Source organism: Nesterenkonia massiliensis (assembly GCF_000455245.1).
GTDB classification, from domain to species: domain Bacteria; phylum Actinomycetota; class Actinomycetes; order Actinomycetales; family Micrococcaceae; genus Nesterenkonia; species Nesterenkonia rhizosphaerae.
In genome coordinates this window covers 41,625-57,047 of sequence record NZ_HG005168.1, presented here as the reverse complement: position 1 = coordinate 57,047, position 15,423 = coordinate 41,625, and the positions used below count along the sequence as shown (strand labels likewise).

Annotated in this window: 16 protein-coding genes; 6 read left to right on the top strand and 10 right to left on the bottom strand. The window is 64.5% G+C overall.

Features of this window, described 5'->3' with window-relative positions; translation table 11 throughout:
- Positions 1–83: 83 nt before the first annotated feature.
- From TX78_RS07430 to TX78_RS07420, 3 genes are all read left to right on the top strand, one after another.
- The gene (locus TX78_RS07430) at positions 84–383 is read left to right on the top strand and encodes an SND2/TMEM208 family protein (protein ID WP_044495084.1); all 300 of its coding nucleotides are present in this window, start codon (positions 84–86) and stop codon (positions 381–383) included.
- The gene (locus TX78_RS07425; RefSeq protein WP_049897627.1) at positions 380–1,702 is read left to right on the top strand and encodes an AMP-binding protein; all 1,323 of its coding nucleotides are present in this window, start codon (positions 380–382) and stop codon (positions 1,700–1,702) included. Before TX78_RS07430 ends, TX78_RS07425 begins: the two co-directional genes overlap by 4 nt.
- A gap of 101 nt (positions 1,703–1,803) precedes the next feature.
- Positions 1,804–2,802 (top strand): 1,4-dihydroxy-2-naphthoate polyprenyltransferase, encoded by a 999-nt coding sequence (locus TX78_RS07420; RefSeq protein WP_044495374.1) that lies wholly within the window; start codon positions 1,804–1,806, stop codon positions 2,800–2,802.
- 33 nt (positions 2,803–2,835) lie between these two features.
- Here TX78_RS07420 and TX78_RS07415 read toward each other — a convergent pair whose 3' ends face one another.
- The 7 genes from TX78_RS07415 to TX78_RS07385 all read right to left on the bottom strand — a co-directional run bounded on the left by TX78_RS07415 (position 2,836) and on the right by TX78_RS07385 (position 9,062).
- Positions 2,836–3,255, bottom strand: a complete 420-nt coding sequence (locus tag TX78_RS07415; protein ID WP_044495083.1) for a PLDc N-terminal domain-containing protein — start codon at positions 3,253–3,255, stop codon at positions 2,836–2,838.
- 160 nt (positions 3,256–3,415) lie between these two features.
- Complete coding sequence (locus TX78_RS07410; RefSeq protein WP_049897626.1) at positions 3,416–3,751, bottom strand: DUF4229 domain-containing protein; 336 nt, start codon at positions 3,749–3,751, stop codon at positions 3,416–3,418.
- A 7-nt stretch (positions 3,752–3,758) separates the two neighbouring features.
- Positions 3,759–4,922: a c-type cytochrome biogenesis protein CcsB gene (ccsB, locus tag TX78_RS07405; protein ID WP_044495081.1), complete on the bottom strand. Its 1,164-nt coding sequence runs from the start codon at positions 4,920–4,922 to the stop codon at positions 3,759–3,761.
- A 42-nt stretch (positions 4,923–4,964) separates the two neighbouring features.
- Positions 4,965–6,650: a cytochrome c biogenesis protein ResB gene (gene resB, locus TX78_RS07400; RefSeq protein WP_049897624.1), complete on the bottom strand. Its 1,686-nt coding sequence runs from the start codon at positions 6,648–6,650 to the stop codon at positions 4,965–4,967.
- On the bottom strand, positions 6,650–7,408 hold the full coding sequence (locus TX78_RS07395) for a cytochrome c biogenesis CcdA family protein (protein WP_044495079.1): 759 nt from the start codon (positions 7,406–7,408) through the stop codon (positions 6,650–6,652). Before TX78_RS07395 ends, resB begins: the two co-directional genes overlap by 1 nt.
- Positions 7,405–8,016 (bottom strand): TlpA family protein disulfide reductase, encoded by a 612-nt coding sequence (locus TX78_RS07390; protein WP_044495078.1) that lies wholly within the window; start codon positions 8,014–8,016, stop codon positions 7,405–7,407. The genes TX78_RS07395 and TX78_RS07390 overlap by 4 nt, the downstream gene beginning before the upstream one ends.
- 86 nt (positions 8,017–8,102) lie before the next feature.
- On the bottom strand, positions 8,103–9,062 hold the full coding sequence (locus TX78_RS07385) for a hypothetical protein (protein ID WP_044495076.1): 960 nt from the start codon (positions 9,060–9,062) through the stop codon (positions 8,103–8,105).
- Positions 9,063–9,081: 19 nt separating this feature from the next.
- On the opposite strand from TX78_RS07385, the gene TX78_RS07380 reads away from it, so the two are divergent.
- Positions 9,082–9,747, top strand: coding sequence for a histidine phosphatase family protein (locus TX78_RS07380; protein WP_044495074.1), 666 nt, complete (start codon positions 9,082–9,084; stop codon positions 9,745–9,747).
- A 17-nt stretch (positions 9,748–9,764) separates the two neighbouring features.
- On the opposite strand, the gene purN is transcribed toward TX78_RS07380, so the two are convergent.
- Positions 9,765–10,352 (bottom strand): phosphoribosylglycinamide formyltransferase, encoded by a 588-nt coding sequence (purN, locus tag TX78_RS07375; RefSeq protein WP_044495072.1) that lies wholly within the window; start codon positions 10,350–10,352, stop codon positions 9,765–9,767.
- Positions 10,353–10,378: 26 nt separating this feature from the next.
- On the opposite strand from purN, the gene TX78_RS07370 reads away from it, so the two are divergent.
- The gene (locus TX78_RS07370) at positions 10,379–10,825 is read left to right on the top strand and encodes a hypothetical protein (protein ID WP_147640442.1); all 447 of its coding nucleotides are present in this window, start codon (positions 10,379–10,381) and stop codon (positions 10,823–10,825) included.
- A gap of 33 nt (positions 10,826–10,858) precedes the next feature.
- Here TX78_RS07370 and TX78_RS07365 read toward each other — a convergent pair whose 3' ends face one another.
- A complete protein-coding gene (locus TX78_RS07365) occupies positions 10,859–12,271 on the bottom strand; it encodes a cell division protein PerM (RefSeq protein WP_049897622.1) in 1,413 nt (470 codons plus the stop codon).
- Between the two features lie 182 nt (positions 12,272–12,453).
- Between TX78_RS07365 and TX78_RS07360 the strand changes: the two genes are divergently transcribed.
- Positions 12,454–13,677 (top strand): glycosyltransferase family 4 protein, encoded by a 1,224-nt coding sequence (locus TX78_RS07360; protein WP_044495067.1) that lies wholly within the window; start codon positions 12,454–12,456, stop codon positions 13,675–13,677.
- Between the two features lie 515 nt (positions 13,678–14,192).
- Here the strand turns inward: TX78_RS07360 and TX78_RS07355 are convergent.
- Positions 14,193–15,377, bottom strand: a complete 1,185-nt coding sequence (locus TX78_RS07355) for an App1 family protein (protein ID WP_233722201.1) — start codon at positions 15,375–15,377, stop codon at positions 14,193–14,195.
- Between the last annotated feature and the right edge of the window lie 46 nt (positions 15,378–15,423).

Sequence of the window (15,423 nt, the reverse complement as noted above, 5' to 3'; positions counted from 1 at the left end):
AGCAGAAACAGCGGAAGGTGCATTCGCTAAGCTGACACTAGACCGCATTACTCACTGACCACTACTGACAGGGGAGCTGACACATGCCTTGGATCGCATGGGTCGCCATCGTGGGGATCATCGTCTTCGGCCTGACACAGGTGATCAGCATGGTCACCGGCCGTCCCCTCCCCGGCGGATCGGGCACCTCCGAGGAGCTCGAGGAGCTGCGCAAGCGCATCAAGAAGCTGGAAAAGGCCCACTCCGCCGGAGAGCTTGACCCGCCTCGCGTCCCTAGCAAGGCAGAGGAGAACATGGCAGCCGAGGATCGCTGGCGCCTCGACATGTTGGAGACCCGCCTCGAAGAGCTCGAAAAGCGGAACAAACCCGACGACGGCGCATGAGCACCTGGACCGACCGCGCCCTCCACACTCTGCGCGAGGCCATGGCGGGCCAAGTCCCGCCGGTGGAGTTCCTGCCTGCAGAACCAGGCGGTGAACCACGGTGGATACAGCGGCCAGATGTCCTCCGCACCCACAATCAGGCGGTGGGTTCCCTGCAGTGGCAGGCGGATCCGGGCACCCAAGCGCAGATGACACACCGCTCAGATTCAGAAGCGGCGAACCCGGCCGCGGCAGAACACCCCGCCGTCGTCGTACGTACCTCCGGTTCCACCGGCACTCCTAAGCAGACGCTGCTGTCAGCTGCGGCTCTGCACGCCTCAGCCCAGATGACCGCCGAGTACCTCAGCCGGCGCGGTCTCGGCGGACACGGCCAATGGCTGCTGACCCTGCAGCCCTCCTATGTGGCCGGACTGGCGGTGTTGAGCCGAAGCATCGTGGCGCAGACCCAGCCGGTGGCACTGCTGGAGAACACCACAGACCCTGAGACGTTCGCCGCTGCCGCCGAGCAGCTCACCGCTGAGCATCGCTATGTCTCGTTGGTTCCCACGCAGCTGAAGCGACTTCTGGATCATGCCGCAGGCAACGACGACGCCCGCCTGCTGGCCGCCCTACAGCGCTTTGACGCGATCCTGCTCGGCGGCGGGGCATCCAGCACTGAGCTGATCGGCGCGGCTGAATCCGCTGGCCTGCATGTGGTGCGCACCTACGGCATGAGCGAGACCTGCGGCGGCTGCGTGTATGACGGCATTCCACTGCCTGGTACGGAAGTAGAACTCGACGACGACGGCCGGGTGCTTCTCTCCGGCCCCCAAGTAGCGCTGGGCTACCTGGATGAACAGCTGAGCGTGGAGCGGTTCGATACTGATGCTTCCGGCCAGCGCCGGTTCCGCACCGATGATCTCGGTGTCCTCACCGACGGGGTGCTCTCCATTACCGGGCGGATCGATGATGTGATCAATACCGGGGGCGTGAAAGTCTCCGCGGAGAAGATCCGGCAGGTGCTGGAGACGGATCCGAAAGTCAACGAAGCTTTCGTAGCCGGCATCCAGGACGCTGACTGGGGGCAGCAGGTGGCCGCAGTGGTCGCTCTGAAGGACTGGCCAGAGGGAGACTTCGCTCCACTGCCGGCCGACGGAGCCTCCGAGGCGCCGTCGTATCCGCCCGCCGGGTGGTGGAGGGACCTTTCCGCGGAAATCCGGCAGCAGTTGGGCCCCGCCGCAGTCCCCAAGTCGATCCACTACGTCAAAGATTTCCCGCGGCTGAGCAGCGGCAAACCGGACCGGCAGGCAATGATCAGGATGCTCTCCCGCGCCGATTAACGTTCGGTGGCGCAGTATGACCATAATTTGTGAGGTTTTCGGCCCGAACTATCGACAAACTGCGCCACCGAATGAAGCGCGGGCCCCAGAAAGGGATGATCATGGCAACTGCCGCTCAATGGATCGCCGGTTCCCGGCCCCGCACTCTCCCTATGGCGGTCGCGCCGGTGCTGATCGGCGCGGCAGCGGCATTCGCACAGCCGCGACATTTCGGCTGGTTTGCCTATGCTCCGCTGGCTGAGACGACTTGCAGCCCTCCGAGTGAAGCCGTCACGGCGCAGCTCATTGCCGCGCTGCTGGCCTTGGTGGTCTCGCTAGCCCTGCAGGTGGGCGTGAACTACGCCAATGATTACTCCGACGGCGTCCGCGGCACCGACGACGACCGCGTGGGTCCCATGCGGCTCACCGGTTCCGGCGCGGCCAAGCCGGCCCAGGTCAAGGCCGCAGCTTTCGGCAGCTTCGGAGTGGCCGGGCTCGCCGGGCTCGGCATTGTGCTGCTGACCGGACAGTGGTGGCTCATTATCGCCGGAGTCATCTGCGTCCTGGCCGCCTGGTGGTACACCGGCGGATCAAAGCCCTACGGCTACATGGGCCTGGGCGAAATCATGGTGTTCATCTTCTTCGGGCTGGTGGCCACCCTGGGCACCAGCTACGCCGTGATTGAGACCGCTGCTGCTCGTGGGGTGGAGGCGGAGTTCCCGCTGACTACTGCACTGGTGGGGGCGGTCAGTCATGGGCTTATTGCCAGCGCACTGCTGATGGCCAATAACGTCCGGGACATCCCCACTGATCGTGAGGCCGGGAAGCTGACGCTGGCGGCCCGGGTGGGGCAGCGTCCGGCTCGCTGGGGGTATTGCCTGATGCTGGTGATCGCCGTGGTGATCCCGCTGGCCTTCCCGCTGACCGGTGACAGCCTGTGGTTCCTGCTGGTGATGCTGTCCTGGCTGGTGGTGCTTCGTCCGGTGCGCATCATGTGGCCCTACCGCAAGACCCTACCCAAGGGGCCGGCACTCATTCCGGTGCTGCAGCAGACCTCGGTGGTGGGACTGGTTTTCGCAGCCACCTACAGTGCCGCGCTCCTGCTTCAGGCCAACGTCTAGCAGTTCAGGGCTTGCCGGTCAGGCTCTCACAGTTCAGGACTGGGGCCTGCCGCCCTCGTCTGTCTCACCGGGGCCCTCAGCACCGGGGGCGCCGTCGTCGGAGTTCTTCTGCTGATTCTGCTGACGCTTCTTGCGCTCGGCTTCGGCGCGCTTGCGGGCCTCCTCCTCGCGGCGGGCGGCCTGGCGGCGCTGGAACTCGATGTTGCGCAGGAACTCGGGATCGTCATCAGGAGCTGTGGGGCCCTTCCGGGGGGCGTTGCCGCCGGTGCTCTTACGCCGGCCGAAGGCCATCCACAGGCCCGGGCCCAGCAGCGGAACCAGCAGGATGATGGCCAGCCACGCTGCCTTGGGCATCACCCGCACCCGATGCCGCGGGGTCTGGATGCACTCAATGAGGCAGTAGATGAGCAGGCCGAGTGCCACAATCCCGAGCCCGATGAAGAGTCTTACCATGTCAATAAGCCTAATTCACGCAGCTGAACACCGCGGCTGAGCGGGCTGAAACCTGCTGAATGGAGCCGATTCGGCCTCATTACGCAGGGAAGAGCCCTGTCAGACGCGGAGGCAGCAGCCGCTGCGGAGGGTGCAGCAACGCCGAGGTCGTCAGTTCGGCTCAACGCTGCGAGCTTCCGGCCGCGTCGTCGTCGGATGGGGGGTTCTGACCGGTTTCCTGGGTGCGATGGAACTCGTCCGCCAGCTCATCTTCGGCAGCGTTGTCATCGGCCTCATGATGGCCCTGCTTTCGGGCCCCGCCGAACCGGCGCGCCAGCTGCTCACCGGCTTCAAGACGCAGCCGGTTGAAGAACAGGTACCCCACGGCCCAGGAGATCAGCAACCCGCAGATCAGCGCGAATACCATGGTGAACTGCCCCAGATCCAGGAACAGGCAGGCGTAGAAGACGACGGCGAAGACGCCCAGTCGCAGCAGCGAGTACTTCAGAATAGCCATGCCGGGCCTATTCCGGGAGTCCTGCGTAGGAGTGCAGTCCAGGGAAGTACACGTTGACCACCGCGTAGTTAAAGATGATGCAGGCGAAGCCGATGATGGAGAGCCACGCTGCACGGTTGCCTGTCCAGCCGCGGGTGGCGCGAGCGTGCAGGTAGCCGGCGTAGACGACCCAGATCACGAAGGTCCAGACTTCCTTGGTATCCCAGCCCCAGTAGCGGCCCCAGGATTCGCGGGCCCAGATAGCTCCGGTGATCATAGGGCCGAGGGTCCAGAACACGAAGGCCACCGCGTTGATCCGGTAGGACCAGTTCTCCAAAGCGAAGGCACTCGGCACCAGGCGCAGGAACGAGGCACGCGCCAGCACCCGCTGCACCCGGGTCTCTGCCCCGGCAAGCAGTGCTGCTTCACGCCGAGCCTGGACCAGCTGCAGCAGGCTCATCGCGAAAGTCAGCACGAACAGACCGATAGACATTGCGGCAAGGGTCACGTGGATGGCGATCCAGGGGCTCTGCAGAGCCGGCTGCACATGCCCCACCGGAGTCGGGAAGCCGATGGTGGCACCCACCATCATGGTCACCACAAGGCCCAGCACGAACACGCCGAGGAAGCGGACATCGCGGCGGATCAGCACGATCAGGTACACCAGCGTCACCACCAGGGCGGCACCGGTGAGGAACTCAAACATATTGCCCAGCGGCCAGCGCGAGGCTGCCAGGCCGCGGGCGATCACGGCGAAGGCATGGGCCAGGGCAGCGATGGCAGTGAAAGCGATAGCCACATTGGCGATCGGGCGCCGGGTGCCCACATAGGCCATGTCCTCATCCACCAGCTCGGCCCCGCTAGCGGAGTCAGCGCCCCCGGCGGAGTCACTGTCCCCGGTGGAGTCACTGGCCACGCCACTTGTCGAGGCAGTATCTGCGGAGGCGGCGTCGGACTCGGCGGGCTCACCAGCAGTGGAATCAGCGGACCCCGCGGCCACCAACTTCTTCTCCCGCAGCGCTGCGCGCTCAGCCTCGGTCTCCTGCGCCAGCTCTGCCTCCACCCGGCGGATAGTCGCCGAGCTGCGAGCAGCGTCGATGGAGAACAAGATGAACGCCAGGGTGTAGATGAATGCAGCGATCAGCATGAACAGTTCGCTGTACTCAGCCAGCTGCACATTGATAGTGGGCATGACTACCTCTCAACCTCTCGGGCAGGGTCAGCGGGATTGGTCTTAAGCATCGGTGGCGGTCTCCTCATCTGGCTGCGGGGGACGCACCGTCCACGTCTTCTCAAACTGTTCGCGCAAGGCGATGCTCTCTTCGCGCAGGCGGAAATCCTCGCCGCGGGAGAGCAAGCCGTAACGAACCAGTGTACGCCCGGCGTCGTTGGTCTCCACCGTGACCCAGGCACGACGGCGACGCAGGAACAGGCTGATGATCAGCCCGCCGGTTGCGGTCAGCGCAAAGATCAGCACACCGGTCTCGCCGGGGTTGTAGTGGATATCGATGGCGATGTAATCCTGGACATCTTCAAAGGTCAGGGTGCCCATGCCATCGGGCAGCTCGTGAGTCTCCCCCGGTGAGAGCACGATGCCGCCTGCCTCCACCTCGCGGGAATTCAGCACCTGAAGTTCCTCAGTATCGAGGACGTAGACGTTCTGCGGCACCCCCTCATCGAGTCCGAGGTCACCGGCATAGGCGTTGAGGTGCAGCTGCGGGTTGTAAAGCTCGGGGTCCACGGAGACGGCTAGCCCATCACCGGTGTCATGCGCACTCGGCAGGAACAGGCCCACAAATCCCAGCTGTTCGGGCTGGGCATCTGGGGCCTTAATCACCATCATGGAGGTGTAGACCCCGTCATCTGGGCGGGTGATGACCGGTCCGGAGAAGGCGATTTCACCTTCGCCGTCGCGCACCGTGACCACCGGTGCGTAGCCGTTGCCCACCAGGTAGAGCTGCGCCCCGCCTAAGGTCAGTGGGTGATTGACCTGCAGCGTGGTGTCTTCGGGCTCAGCGTCCACGCCGTCCTGGATGGTGACGTCCGCGACGAAGCCCAGGGCTTGGCCGTAATTGGGGTTGGGCTCATCGCCGAACATCTGCCGGTCGAACTCTCGCTGGAACCCGTTGAGCCTGATACTGAAGGGATCCAGATCCTCTTCCTCGAACCAGGTGCCGGGGTAAAAGTTATCGTAGGCCACCAGGGCGTTGACGAAGCCTTCGTCCTCGATCAGCACCTTCTGTCCGCGGTAGCTGAACATGGAACCGGCGGCCACAAAAACCAGCACGCCCACCAGGGAGACGTGGAAGAGGATATTGCCGATCTCCTTCAGGTACCCCTTTTCGGCACCTACCGAGGTCTCACGGAGATCAACCCGGTAGCGACGGCGCTTGAGCACCGCGGCAGCATCCTTCAGCGCCTGCTCAGGCGTAGGGCCGCCATCCTCCAGTTCCAGGGCGCCATACTCGGGCAGCCGCTGCAGCCGCCGGGGAGTGCGCGGGGGCGGCGTGGTCATCTGCTGCCAGTGCTTCCGCGCTCGCGGGATGATGCAGCCGATCAATGAGATGAACAGCAGCAGGTAGATCGCAGAGAACCAGACCGAGGAGTAGACGTCGAAGAACTGGAAGAAGTCCAGCACCGGGCCGATTTCAGGATTGTCATTAATCCAGCTCTGCACAGCGAAGGCGTCCTGCACGCGCTGCGGGAAGATCGACCCGGGCACTGCTGCGACGGCCAGCAACAGAAGCAACATTAGTGCGGTGCGCATGGAGGTCAGCTGAGTCCAGGCCCACCGCAGCATGCCGCTGACGCCCAGCGCCGGTGCCGCCACGTCTTTCTTGGACACATTGCCCTGGGCGGCGTTGACCGCATCTTCCCGAGCGTTGTCCCGGTGGGCTGAGGGCTGGATGTTTTTGGCCATCAGATCGGCATCCTCACCTCGTTGGCGAACCAGTCCTGCAGCGCCCAGACCCAGGTGTTCCAGATTCCGGAGAGCATCAGCAGGCCCACCAGGATCAGCAGCCCGCCGCCTACCCGCATCACCGCGAGCTTATGGCGCTTGAAAAAGTCCAGGGTGCGCATGCCACGACCCATCCCCAGACTGATCAGGATGAACGGGATGCCTAGGCCCAAGCAGTAGATGAAGACCAGCAGGGCTCCACGTGCCGGGTCGCCGCCGGCGGGGGTGGCCAGCAGCAGGACTGCAGCCAGGGTCGGGCCGATGCAGGGCGCCCAACCGAGCCCGAAGGTTGCCCCCAACAGGGGTGCGCCCAGCAGACCATCCGGCGGGCGGCGGTGAATTTTGGCTTCGCGCTGGAAGAAGCTGAAGGCTCCCATGAAAATCAGCCCCATGAGGACGACGACGCCGCCCAGTGCCTGGGTGAGCCAACCACCTTCGACGCGCAACCAGGTGGTGGCCCAGCTGAACACCACGCCCACCAGGACGAAGACCACAGAGAAACCCAGCACGAAGAGGCTGGCGCCGAGGACCATGCGGGACTTGGAGCGTTCCTGAAGCTCGACGCCGGAGAGTCCGGTGACGTAGCCGAGGTATCCCGGAACCAAGGGCAGCACGCAGGGTGAGAGGAAGGAAACCAGCCCGGCCAGCAGGGCCACCGGCGCGGAGATCAGCAGCGAACCGTCAAGAACCAGTTCGGCGAAGGGGTTGTTACCGGTCACCCCTCCTCCAGGGCGGTGGTGATCAGCGCCCGGAGAGTGCCGGGTTCGGCGATGCCGAGGATGCGGGCTGAGACGCGCCCTTCGCGGTCAAGGACCAGCGTGGTGGGCACCGCTGAGGGTGGGACGTAACTGGTCATGGCCATCATGACCTGTCCGCTGCGGTCCTCCATTGAGGGGTAGGTGATGCCGAAGTTGCGCTCGAAGGCTTCAGCTGTGGCTTGTGTGTCTCGGGTGTTGACGCCGTAGAACTGCACGCCTTCGTCGTCGAACTCTTCGTGGATGGCCTGCAGGTCTGGGGCTTCAACTCGGCAGGGGGCACAGGCGGCGTACCAGAAGTTGATGACGGTGACTTCACCGGCCCAGCGCTCGGGGCTGACTTCGGAGCCGTCGAAGAGCGTGGATTCGAACTCGACCGGCTCCCCGCGGTTCTCGGGAGCGTACTCCTGCACGGAGCCGTCTCCGGCCACATAGTTGGTGCCGTCATTGGAGGCGCGCTGGGCGAGATCGTCGTTATCGGATCCGCAGGCCGTAAGCGCCAGGGCAGAAATCATCACGGCCGCAGCTAGGGCGCGGAACGGCGAGCGTGGAAGTGAGGATTCAGTCGGCATCAGTCATCTATTCTACGTTCTTCTACGCCGCGTAGAAAATAGTGACTTTGGCCTCGGTCTCCCGGCCCCACTGGGGCGGCCGACCCTCAGCCCTGATAAGCCCCCGGCTGCTGCGGTGGAGAGTAGGATCCGTACCCCGGTGCCGAGTAGCCGCCAGAACGCTGGAACTCCTTATAGGCCCTGCGGTCCCGGATGTGCTTATTCGACGCCGGGAGCCAGAGCATCACCAGGGCGGCGAAGCTCAGCACAACAGTCGTCAGGATCAGGCCGTATGAGCCGCCGTTGTACCCGAAGAAGAACAGGAACAGACTGCCGGCGATCCAGATGGTGGCCAGAATGCGGCCTACGTTTCCGGTCATTGTGCCCACGAAGGCCATCGCCACATAGATCACCGCCACAACGACAGCCCAGACCAGTGCCATCACACCCAGGCTCAGCAGTATCAGCTCCAGAACCTCAGCCTCGCTTACACCCTGGAACTGTGGGTCAGCCTGCATCTGCTCGATGAACATCTGCTGGTAGCTGGGAGAGAGGATCTGGTCCGGATTCTGCATCGGCAGATCCGCGAAAGTGTAGATGCCCCACGCCAGTGCGCTCACTGCAGCGCCGATCAGCAGGAACAGCGCACCCATCAGCGTTCCGGCGCGCTTGGGTTTGCCGGAACTGCCGAAGGGCTGGTCACCCGCGGACGGATAGCCAGCGGGCGCATAACCACCGGGCGCCTGCGCGAAGTCCGGCTGCGGCTGGTAGGAGCCGGCCGGTGGATTCTGCCAGCCCTGGCTCTGCTGCGGCTGACCCCAGGTGGGCTGCCCGTAGGGGTTGTACTGGCCCCCGCTGTAGCCGCTGTCACCGCCGGGATTTGCGGGCTGTCCGTAAGGCGAGCCCTGGTCAGCGGAGTCGGACCCATCCGGCTCGCCCGTTGTGCCCGAAGTGCTGGAAGCATCCTCGCTGCGCGGAGCGTACTGTCCGTAGCGGGGTTCGGGACGGGGGTCCTGTTCAGGTGCGGAGGCGTCGTCGTCGGGGGTCTGACCATACGGGGTGCTCATGGACGTTAGCCTAGTCCCTATGGGACATACCGCTACAGTCCATTTGGTGCGTCACGGCGAAGTGCATAACCCGGACAGGGTGCTTTACGGCCGGCTTGATGGTTTCGGCCTCTCCGAGCTGGGTAAAGAGATGGCGCTGGGCATCGCTGAGCACTTCGTGCAGCGTGCCGAGCAGGGCCGACCCGTTCATATGCTGGCGGCTTCTCCACTGCAGCGAGCACAGGAGACCATCGCCCCGCTGTCAGCCCGCCTGGGTCTGCCGGTGACCATCGAGGAACGTGTCCTGGAGGCGGAGAACGCTTTTGAGGGTCTTTCCTCGATGAAGCGGCAGCTACGCCGCCCCAAGTATTGGCCGCTGTTGGTCAACCCCTTCCGACCGTCCTGGGGGGAACCCTATAAGCAGCAGGTTTCCCGCGTGCTGGCTGCGGTGAAAGACCTCTCGGATCAGGCCATTGCTGACCATGGCGAGGGCGCGGAGGTGGTGGTGGTCTCCCATCAGCTGCCTATTTGGGTGACCCGGTTGTGGGCCGAGAACCGGCCGCTGTGGCATGATCCGCGCAGCCGCGAATGCACGCTGACCTCCATTACCAGCCTGCATATTGGCCCTGGTGGCGTGGAATCGGTCAGCTACGAGGAGCCGAATAAGGAACTCTCCAAGCAGACGCTGGCGCTTCCCGGTGCCTGATTCAGCTGGTGCCTAACTCAGCTGAGCAGAATCCGGCGGTCGGCGATGTCGGCTAGCACCTGCACCAGCAGGCGGCGCTCTTCGGCTTTGATGCGCTCATGCAGGGAGTCTTCGTCATCGTTGTCCAGCACATCGACTGCCGCCTGCGCCAGGATCGGGCCAGTGTCCACACCTGAGTCCACCTGGTGCACGGTGCAGCCGGTGATCTTGACTCCGTGGGTGAGTGCATCGCGGACCCCGTGGGCGCCGGGGAAGCTGGGCAGCAGGGCGGGGTGGGTGTTGATCACCGGGACCCCGATGGTCTCGAGGAACTCAGCGGAGAGAATCCGCATGAACCCGCTGGAGACCACCAGATTCGGCTCATAGGCGCTGATCGTTTTGCACAGCTCCCTGTTCCAGGCGGCGCGACGGTTCGGGGTGGCGCCTTTCTCCAGTGGCACCGCGAATGTGGCGATGCCGGCGGCTTCGGCGCGCTTCAGCCCACCGCAGCCTGGAACATCAGAGCCGACGGCGGCGATATCCACGGCCAACTCACCACTGGCCGCGGCGTCGATGACTGCCTGCAGATTTGTGCCAGAACCGGAGACCAGAACCACGATGCGCATAGTCTCCAGCCTATAGGCTGGGTGTGATGAGCGCGCCTTCTCCAGATCCCACTACCCCGCAGCTGAAACCCGGTAAGCCCGATCCTGCTGAGCAGCCCGAGAGGCTGCGCCGCCATGCCCGGCTAATGGGATGGCTGGTCCTCGCCATCATTGTGGCCTACGGGGCCTTCCAGCTGCCGCTGCCGTGGAAGCTGCTCTCCCTTGCCGCCGGTGTAGCCGGGGTCGCCGGTGGGATCGTACTGATCGTGCGGTGCGTGAAGGACAAGACTCCGGCGCTGTTCTGGATCTCCGCGGTGCTGGTGATCATCTGCTGCGGCATGTTTGCGCTGCTGGGCGCTATGCAAGCGATGTTCTGGGAGGCCAGCGTCACCTTCGACCAGTGCCGGGTGACCGCAGTGACCGAACGCGGAATGGCTCGCTGTTTCTCCGAGTACCAGGAGAACATGCTCTCCAGTGTGCCCGGCAGCAACTGAGGCCTCCCGCGCTGAGCAAGCAACTGGCTAGCGCTACTTCGAAGCCGTGAAGCTCTCTGCCTCGTCATCGTTGCGTGCGTGATCCGCGCCCGCGCCGTCGTTTTTGAGTTTCTTGAACCGGCGGGGAGATCCCTGCTCATCCTCGTTGGTCTCCGCCTCATCAGTTTCAGCCTCATCAGATACCAGGCGACGACGACGCTTCAGGCTGGTGGCCGGGGCGATGAGATAGCCCAGCACCGTTCCAGCAGCGACCCATCCGCCCAGCATCACCGCAGCGAGCAGGGCGTGCGGGCCGATGTCACTCATCCGCCCAAGGCCTAGTGAAATATGCGAGAGCCACAGCGGCAGCACCGCAAGCAGAGCGGTGACCAGACCGGTCAGCAGTCCAAGCGTCAGCGTGGACAGCGTCAGGGATACCGGACGGAACCGGATGCGCAGCACGAACCAGTCATCCAGATGATTCTCGCCTTCGCGCATCAGCCACCAGCCGGCCAGCACTCCGGCCAGCAGCGGCAGGCCCAAGACCGTCCAGGAATATTCGTACACCTCAGCGGGCAGCACAGCGAGCACCGGCACATCCGGCACAGCCCCGAGTTCAGCGGCGAACGGCGACAGCTGCGTCCCCGAGCCCACCGAGAATCCGGCGCCGGTGGAGTAGGAAAGGGCCCACAGCACCATATTCGGCGCTGCTCCCAGCTGCAGCAAGGTCAGTCCAGCCGCCCCCCAGATCCCCGGGCCGATGGCCTGGTAGGCATTGGCGACATCCATCCAGCGGAAACCGATCCAGCCCCCCAGCAGCAGAGCGGAGAGTCCGACGGCGGCAACAGCGGCAACCGCACCGGCCCGCAGCACCGCCCACAGATACGCTCCGGCCCATTTCAGGTGCTGGGAAAGTTCCTCCACTTTGGCCTCGAGATCAACCCCGATCATCCGGGTTGCGCTGCGGGCCTCGGCGTAGCAGCCGGACAGTGAACCCAGGGCTGCCACTGCGGCGGCGGCTGCCACACTGGCAGGTGGGGCGGCGGTGATGGTGCTCCCTTGAGCCAGCTGGGCAATACCACCGGCCGCGGCGGCATAGACCAGGATGAAGCCGGTCAACCCTTGCCAGAGCTGATCCGGATAGGAGCCCTGCGCCAGCCGTCGGCCGGCCCGCCACGCCAGATAGAACGGGATCAGGGTGAGCCCCAGTGGTACCAGACGGAACCAGCCGCTCTCCTCAGTCAGTTGCAGCGGCGAGGCGTTGAGCACCAGCCACACCTGGGCGGACAAGGAGGTGACCGCCCCGCCGTCGAACCCTGCACCGGCACTGCCCAGTGCCATAGCCAGCACCGGCACGGTCACCAGAAGCGCAAGGGCCAGCACCGCCTGAACCGCCTCGAAGACGCCGAAGAGCCACAGCGGCAGGTCGGGCAGCCGGAAGCGAGAAGGGGACTCAGCAGTGCTCATTGGTTCCATGGTGCCAGCTGGTGGACCCTGCCCCCCGGATTGACTCCCCCAGCGGGCGAAAACCCATCCAGTCTGATGGTGCAGGTCCGGCAGCGGGAGCCCGAGGAAGGATTCACAATGTGTTCACCTGAAATCAACCTCAGACACGACTGTTCATCAGCGGAAGCTCTTATTCTTAAACCGTGAAAGTCGTGGTGGTTGCTGAGTCTTTCTTGCCCCATATGAACGGAGTGACTAACTCTGTTCTGCATGTTCTTGCGCATCTGCGCCGACGCGGGGATCAGGTCACCGTCATTGCGCCCAGTGATTCCCTATTCGACTCCAATCCCCTGGCAGAAGAAATCCCTGATCAGCCAGAGCTTTGCCATGGTTTCACGGTGATCCGCGTACCATCGCTGCCACTGCCGGATTATCCCAAAGTCCGGGTCGCGGCCGGGTTCGTGATGCGCATCCGCCATATTCTGGAGGACATCCGGCCCGACGTCGTGCACGTGGCCTCCCCCTTTGTGCTGGGCTGGCGAGCCATCCAGGCCGCAGACGCGCTGGGACTGCCCACGGTCTCCATCTACCAGACCGAAGTGCCGACCTATGCCGCCCGCTACCGGTTGCCCTGGGCCGAGGAACTGCTCTGGCAGCATGTTCAGCGCATGCACCAGGCCTCCACGCTGACTCTGGTGCCGAGCTCCTTCTGCAAGAGCCAGCTGCGCGAGCGCGGCATCAAGCGCCTGAAGACGTGGCGGCGCGGCGTGGATCTGCAGCGCTTCAACCCCGGTCGCCGGGATGAGGCACTGCGGGCGCTGATTGCTCCGCATGGTGAGAAGCTCATCGGCTTCGTGGGTCGACTGGCGGCGGAGAAGCAGATCGAGGACCTGGCCGTGCTGGACTCACTGCCCGGGACTCGACTGGTGATCATTGGCAACGGCCCAATGGAACCTTCCCTTCGGCGGCGGCTGCCCAAGGCCTATTTCGCCGGTTTCCAGTCCGGGGATGACCTGGGCGCCCATGTGGCCAGCTTGGATGTCTTCGTGCATCCGGGAGAGGCTGAAACGTTCTGCCAGACCATTCAGGAGGCGATGGCCGCGGCCGTCCCGGTGGTGGCGGTGGGGCGCGGTGGACCTTTGGATCTGGTGGACCGGGGGCGCACCGGCTGGCTCTATGAGCCCGGTGATCTGCCCGGGCTGCGCTCGGCGGTGGAACACCTGGTGAGCGACGACGACGCCCGCGCATCCTTCTCGGCTGCGGCCCACGCGGAAGTGCAGGGCCGCACCTGGGAGGCCATCTGCAATCAGCTCATCGGGCATTACTCCCGTGCCGTGGAGGTCAATTCACGGCTGCATGCCGCTCGCGCTAAGCGCTATATCCAGGAGCAGAACCGCCTGACCGGCGGCTTCCTCTCCGGATTCTGACTCGGCGGCGCCCCGGGAACGGTTTAGGGCCGCCCCCTGCCGGTCACCGGAGTGCGCTACCCCTGCGCCGTCCGCTGTTCCGGGTTGCGCCAGCGACGCTCACGCCTTGCTGCCCGCGCCTGCGCGCTGAATCGGGCGAGCCGGAACGTGCGTGCCGAGTCGTGCGTGCCGAGGCTGCCACTCCACGCCGCCCCGAGGTGACCGCGCCCCGCACCGCTTTACCATCCACAATTCGTTTTACCACCCCGTATACGGGCCGGTAATGCGAATGCGGGATGGTAAAACGACACCCCAGGTCAGAACGGGCCGGGCGAACGAACCCCCGCCCGCGCTACCCCGGTCAACGCCGTGCCGGTGCTGACTCCGCTCGCAGCGTTTTACCCGGGCTTATGCGGTTTACCTATCCGTAGACGCCCGGGTAAAACCCCGAAGCCCGGGTAAAACCACAAACACCGACTCAGCGGCGTCGCTCCGCGGGCCTATCGATGCTGGCACTCCCAGTTCAGTGCCGCAGCTCAGTGCCGCGAGGGCCCGAGCAGACCCTGCTCGGAGAGCTGTTCGGAGATCGCCTTGCCGTCAGGCCCATAGATCCACGGGATTTGGTACTGCCCCACGGTTTGGACGCGCTGGGGGTTCTCGCCGCCGTTGGTGGCTTTTAGAAGGTCCTCACCATCAGGTGCCTCGGCACGGCCACCAGCCAGCACCGCCTCGGAATAGGTCAGTTCCCGAATGATGACGGCTTGTACCGCCTGGGGGTGCCGTCTGGCGAAATCAGCGTAGATCACCGGGTCGTGCTGGCCGTCGTCGCCCATCAGCACCCATTTGATCTGCGGATAATCCCGGTGCAAACGCTCCAGCTGTTCGTCCTTATGCTGCTGTCCGGAGCGGAACCAGCGGTCCTCGGTCGGACCCCAGTCGGTCAGCAGCAGCGGTCCAAAGGGGTAGAGGTTGCGCGTTAAGAAACGGGTCAGGGTCTGGGCCACATTCCAGGCGCCGGTAGACACATAAATGACCGGGGCACCAGGTGAAGCACTCAGCAGCCGCTCCATCATTACCGCCATGCCGGGGGTGGGTGTACGGGCGTGCTCATCGAGGACAAAGGAGTTCCAGGCCGCCAGGAAAGGCCGTGGAAGCTTGGTCACCACCACGGTGTCATCAATATCGCAGATCACGCCGCTGGTGACATCGTCTCCGATGATCTGCACTTCAGCGGTGGTGGCCTCAGCCCCGGCGGCTTCGAGCCGGACTTCCTGCCACCCCGGTTCCAGAAGGTCTTCGCCCAGGTCAACCTGTACATCCACGATTCCGCCGCGGTCGGCCGAGACCTCGTAGCTTCGCCCGGCGATAGTCACGGTGACCTCGGCGAAGGGCACCGGGGCCGAGACGAAGTTCCTCCAGCCGCGTACGCCATCGGCAATGACCTTGGCCACGCGACGGCCGTTCTCAAAATCTGTATCCGGTGCCATCACCACGCGGGAGAAAACTCGAACCCAGCGCGGTGATCCGTAGCCGGTCAGCGACAGCATGGTCACGTGCTGCTGCTTCCGGCGCGCCAGGTTCAGCCGCAGCTGGTGCCAGCGGTCTTCGATCTTCATCGCCCGATTGCGCCGGGGGTTCGTGTAGTGCTCCCGCAGTGCGGTCAGATCCTGATGTACTTCAGTAGGCCTTTGGTCTTCGGGGCTCTCTGATTCAGCGGGCACAGCCCTCTCCGGCGTCGTCATCGTGGTCCATAGTAGCGGTGCTGCA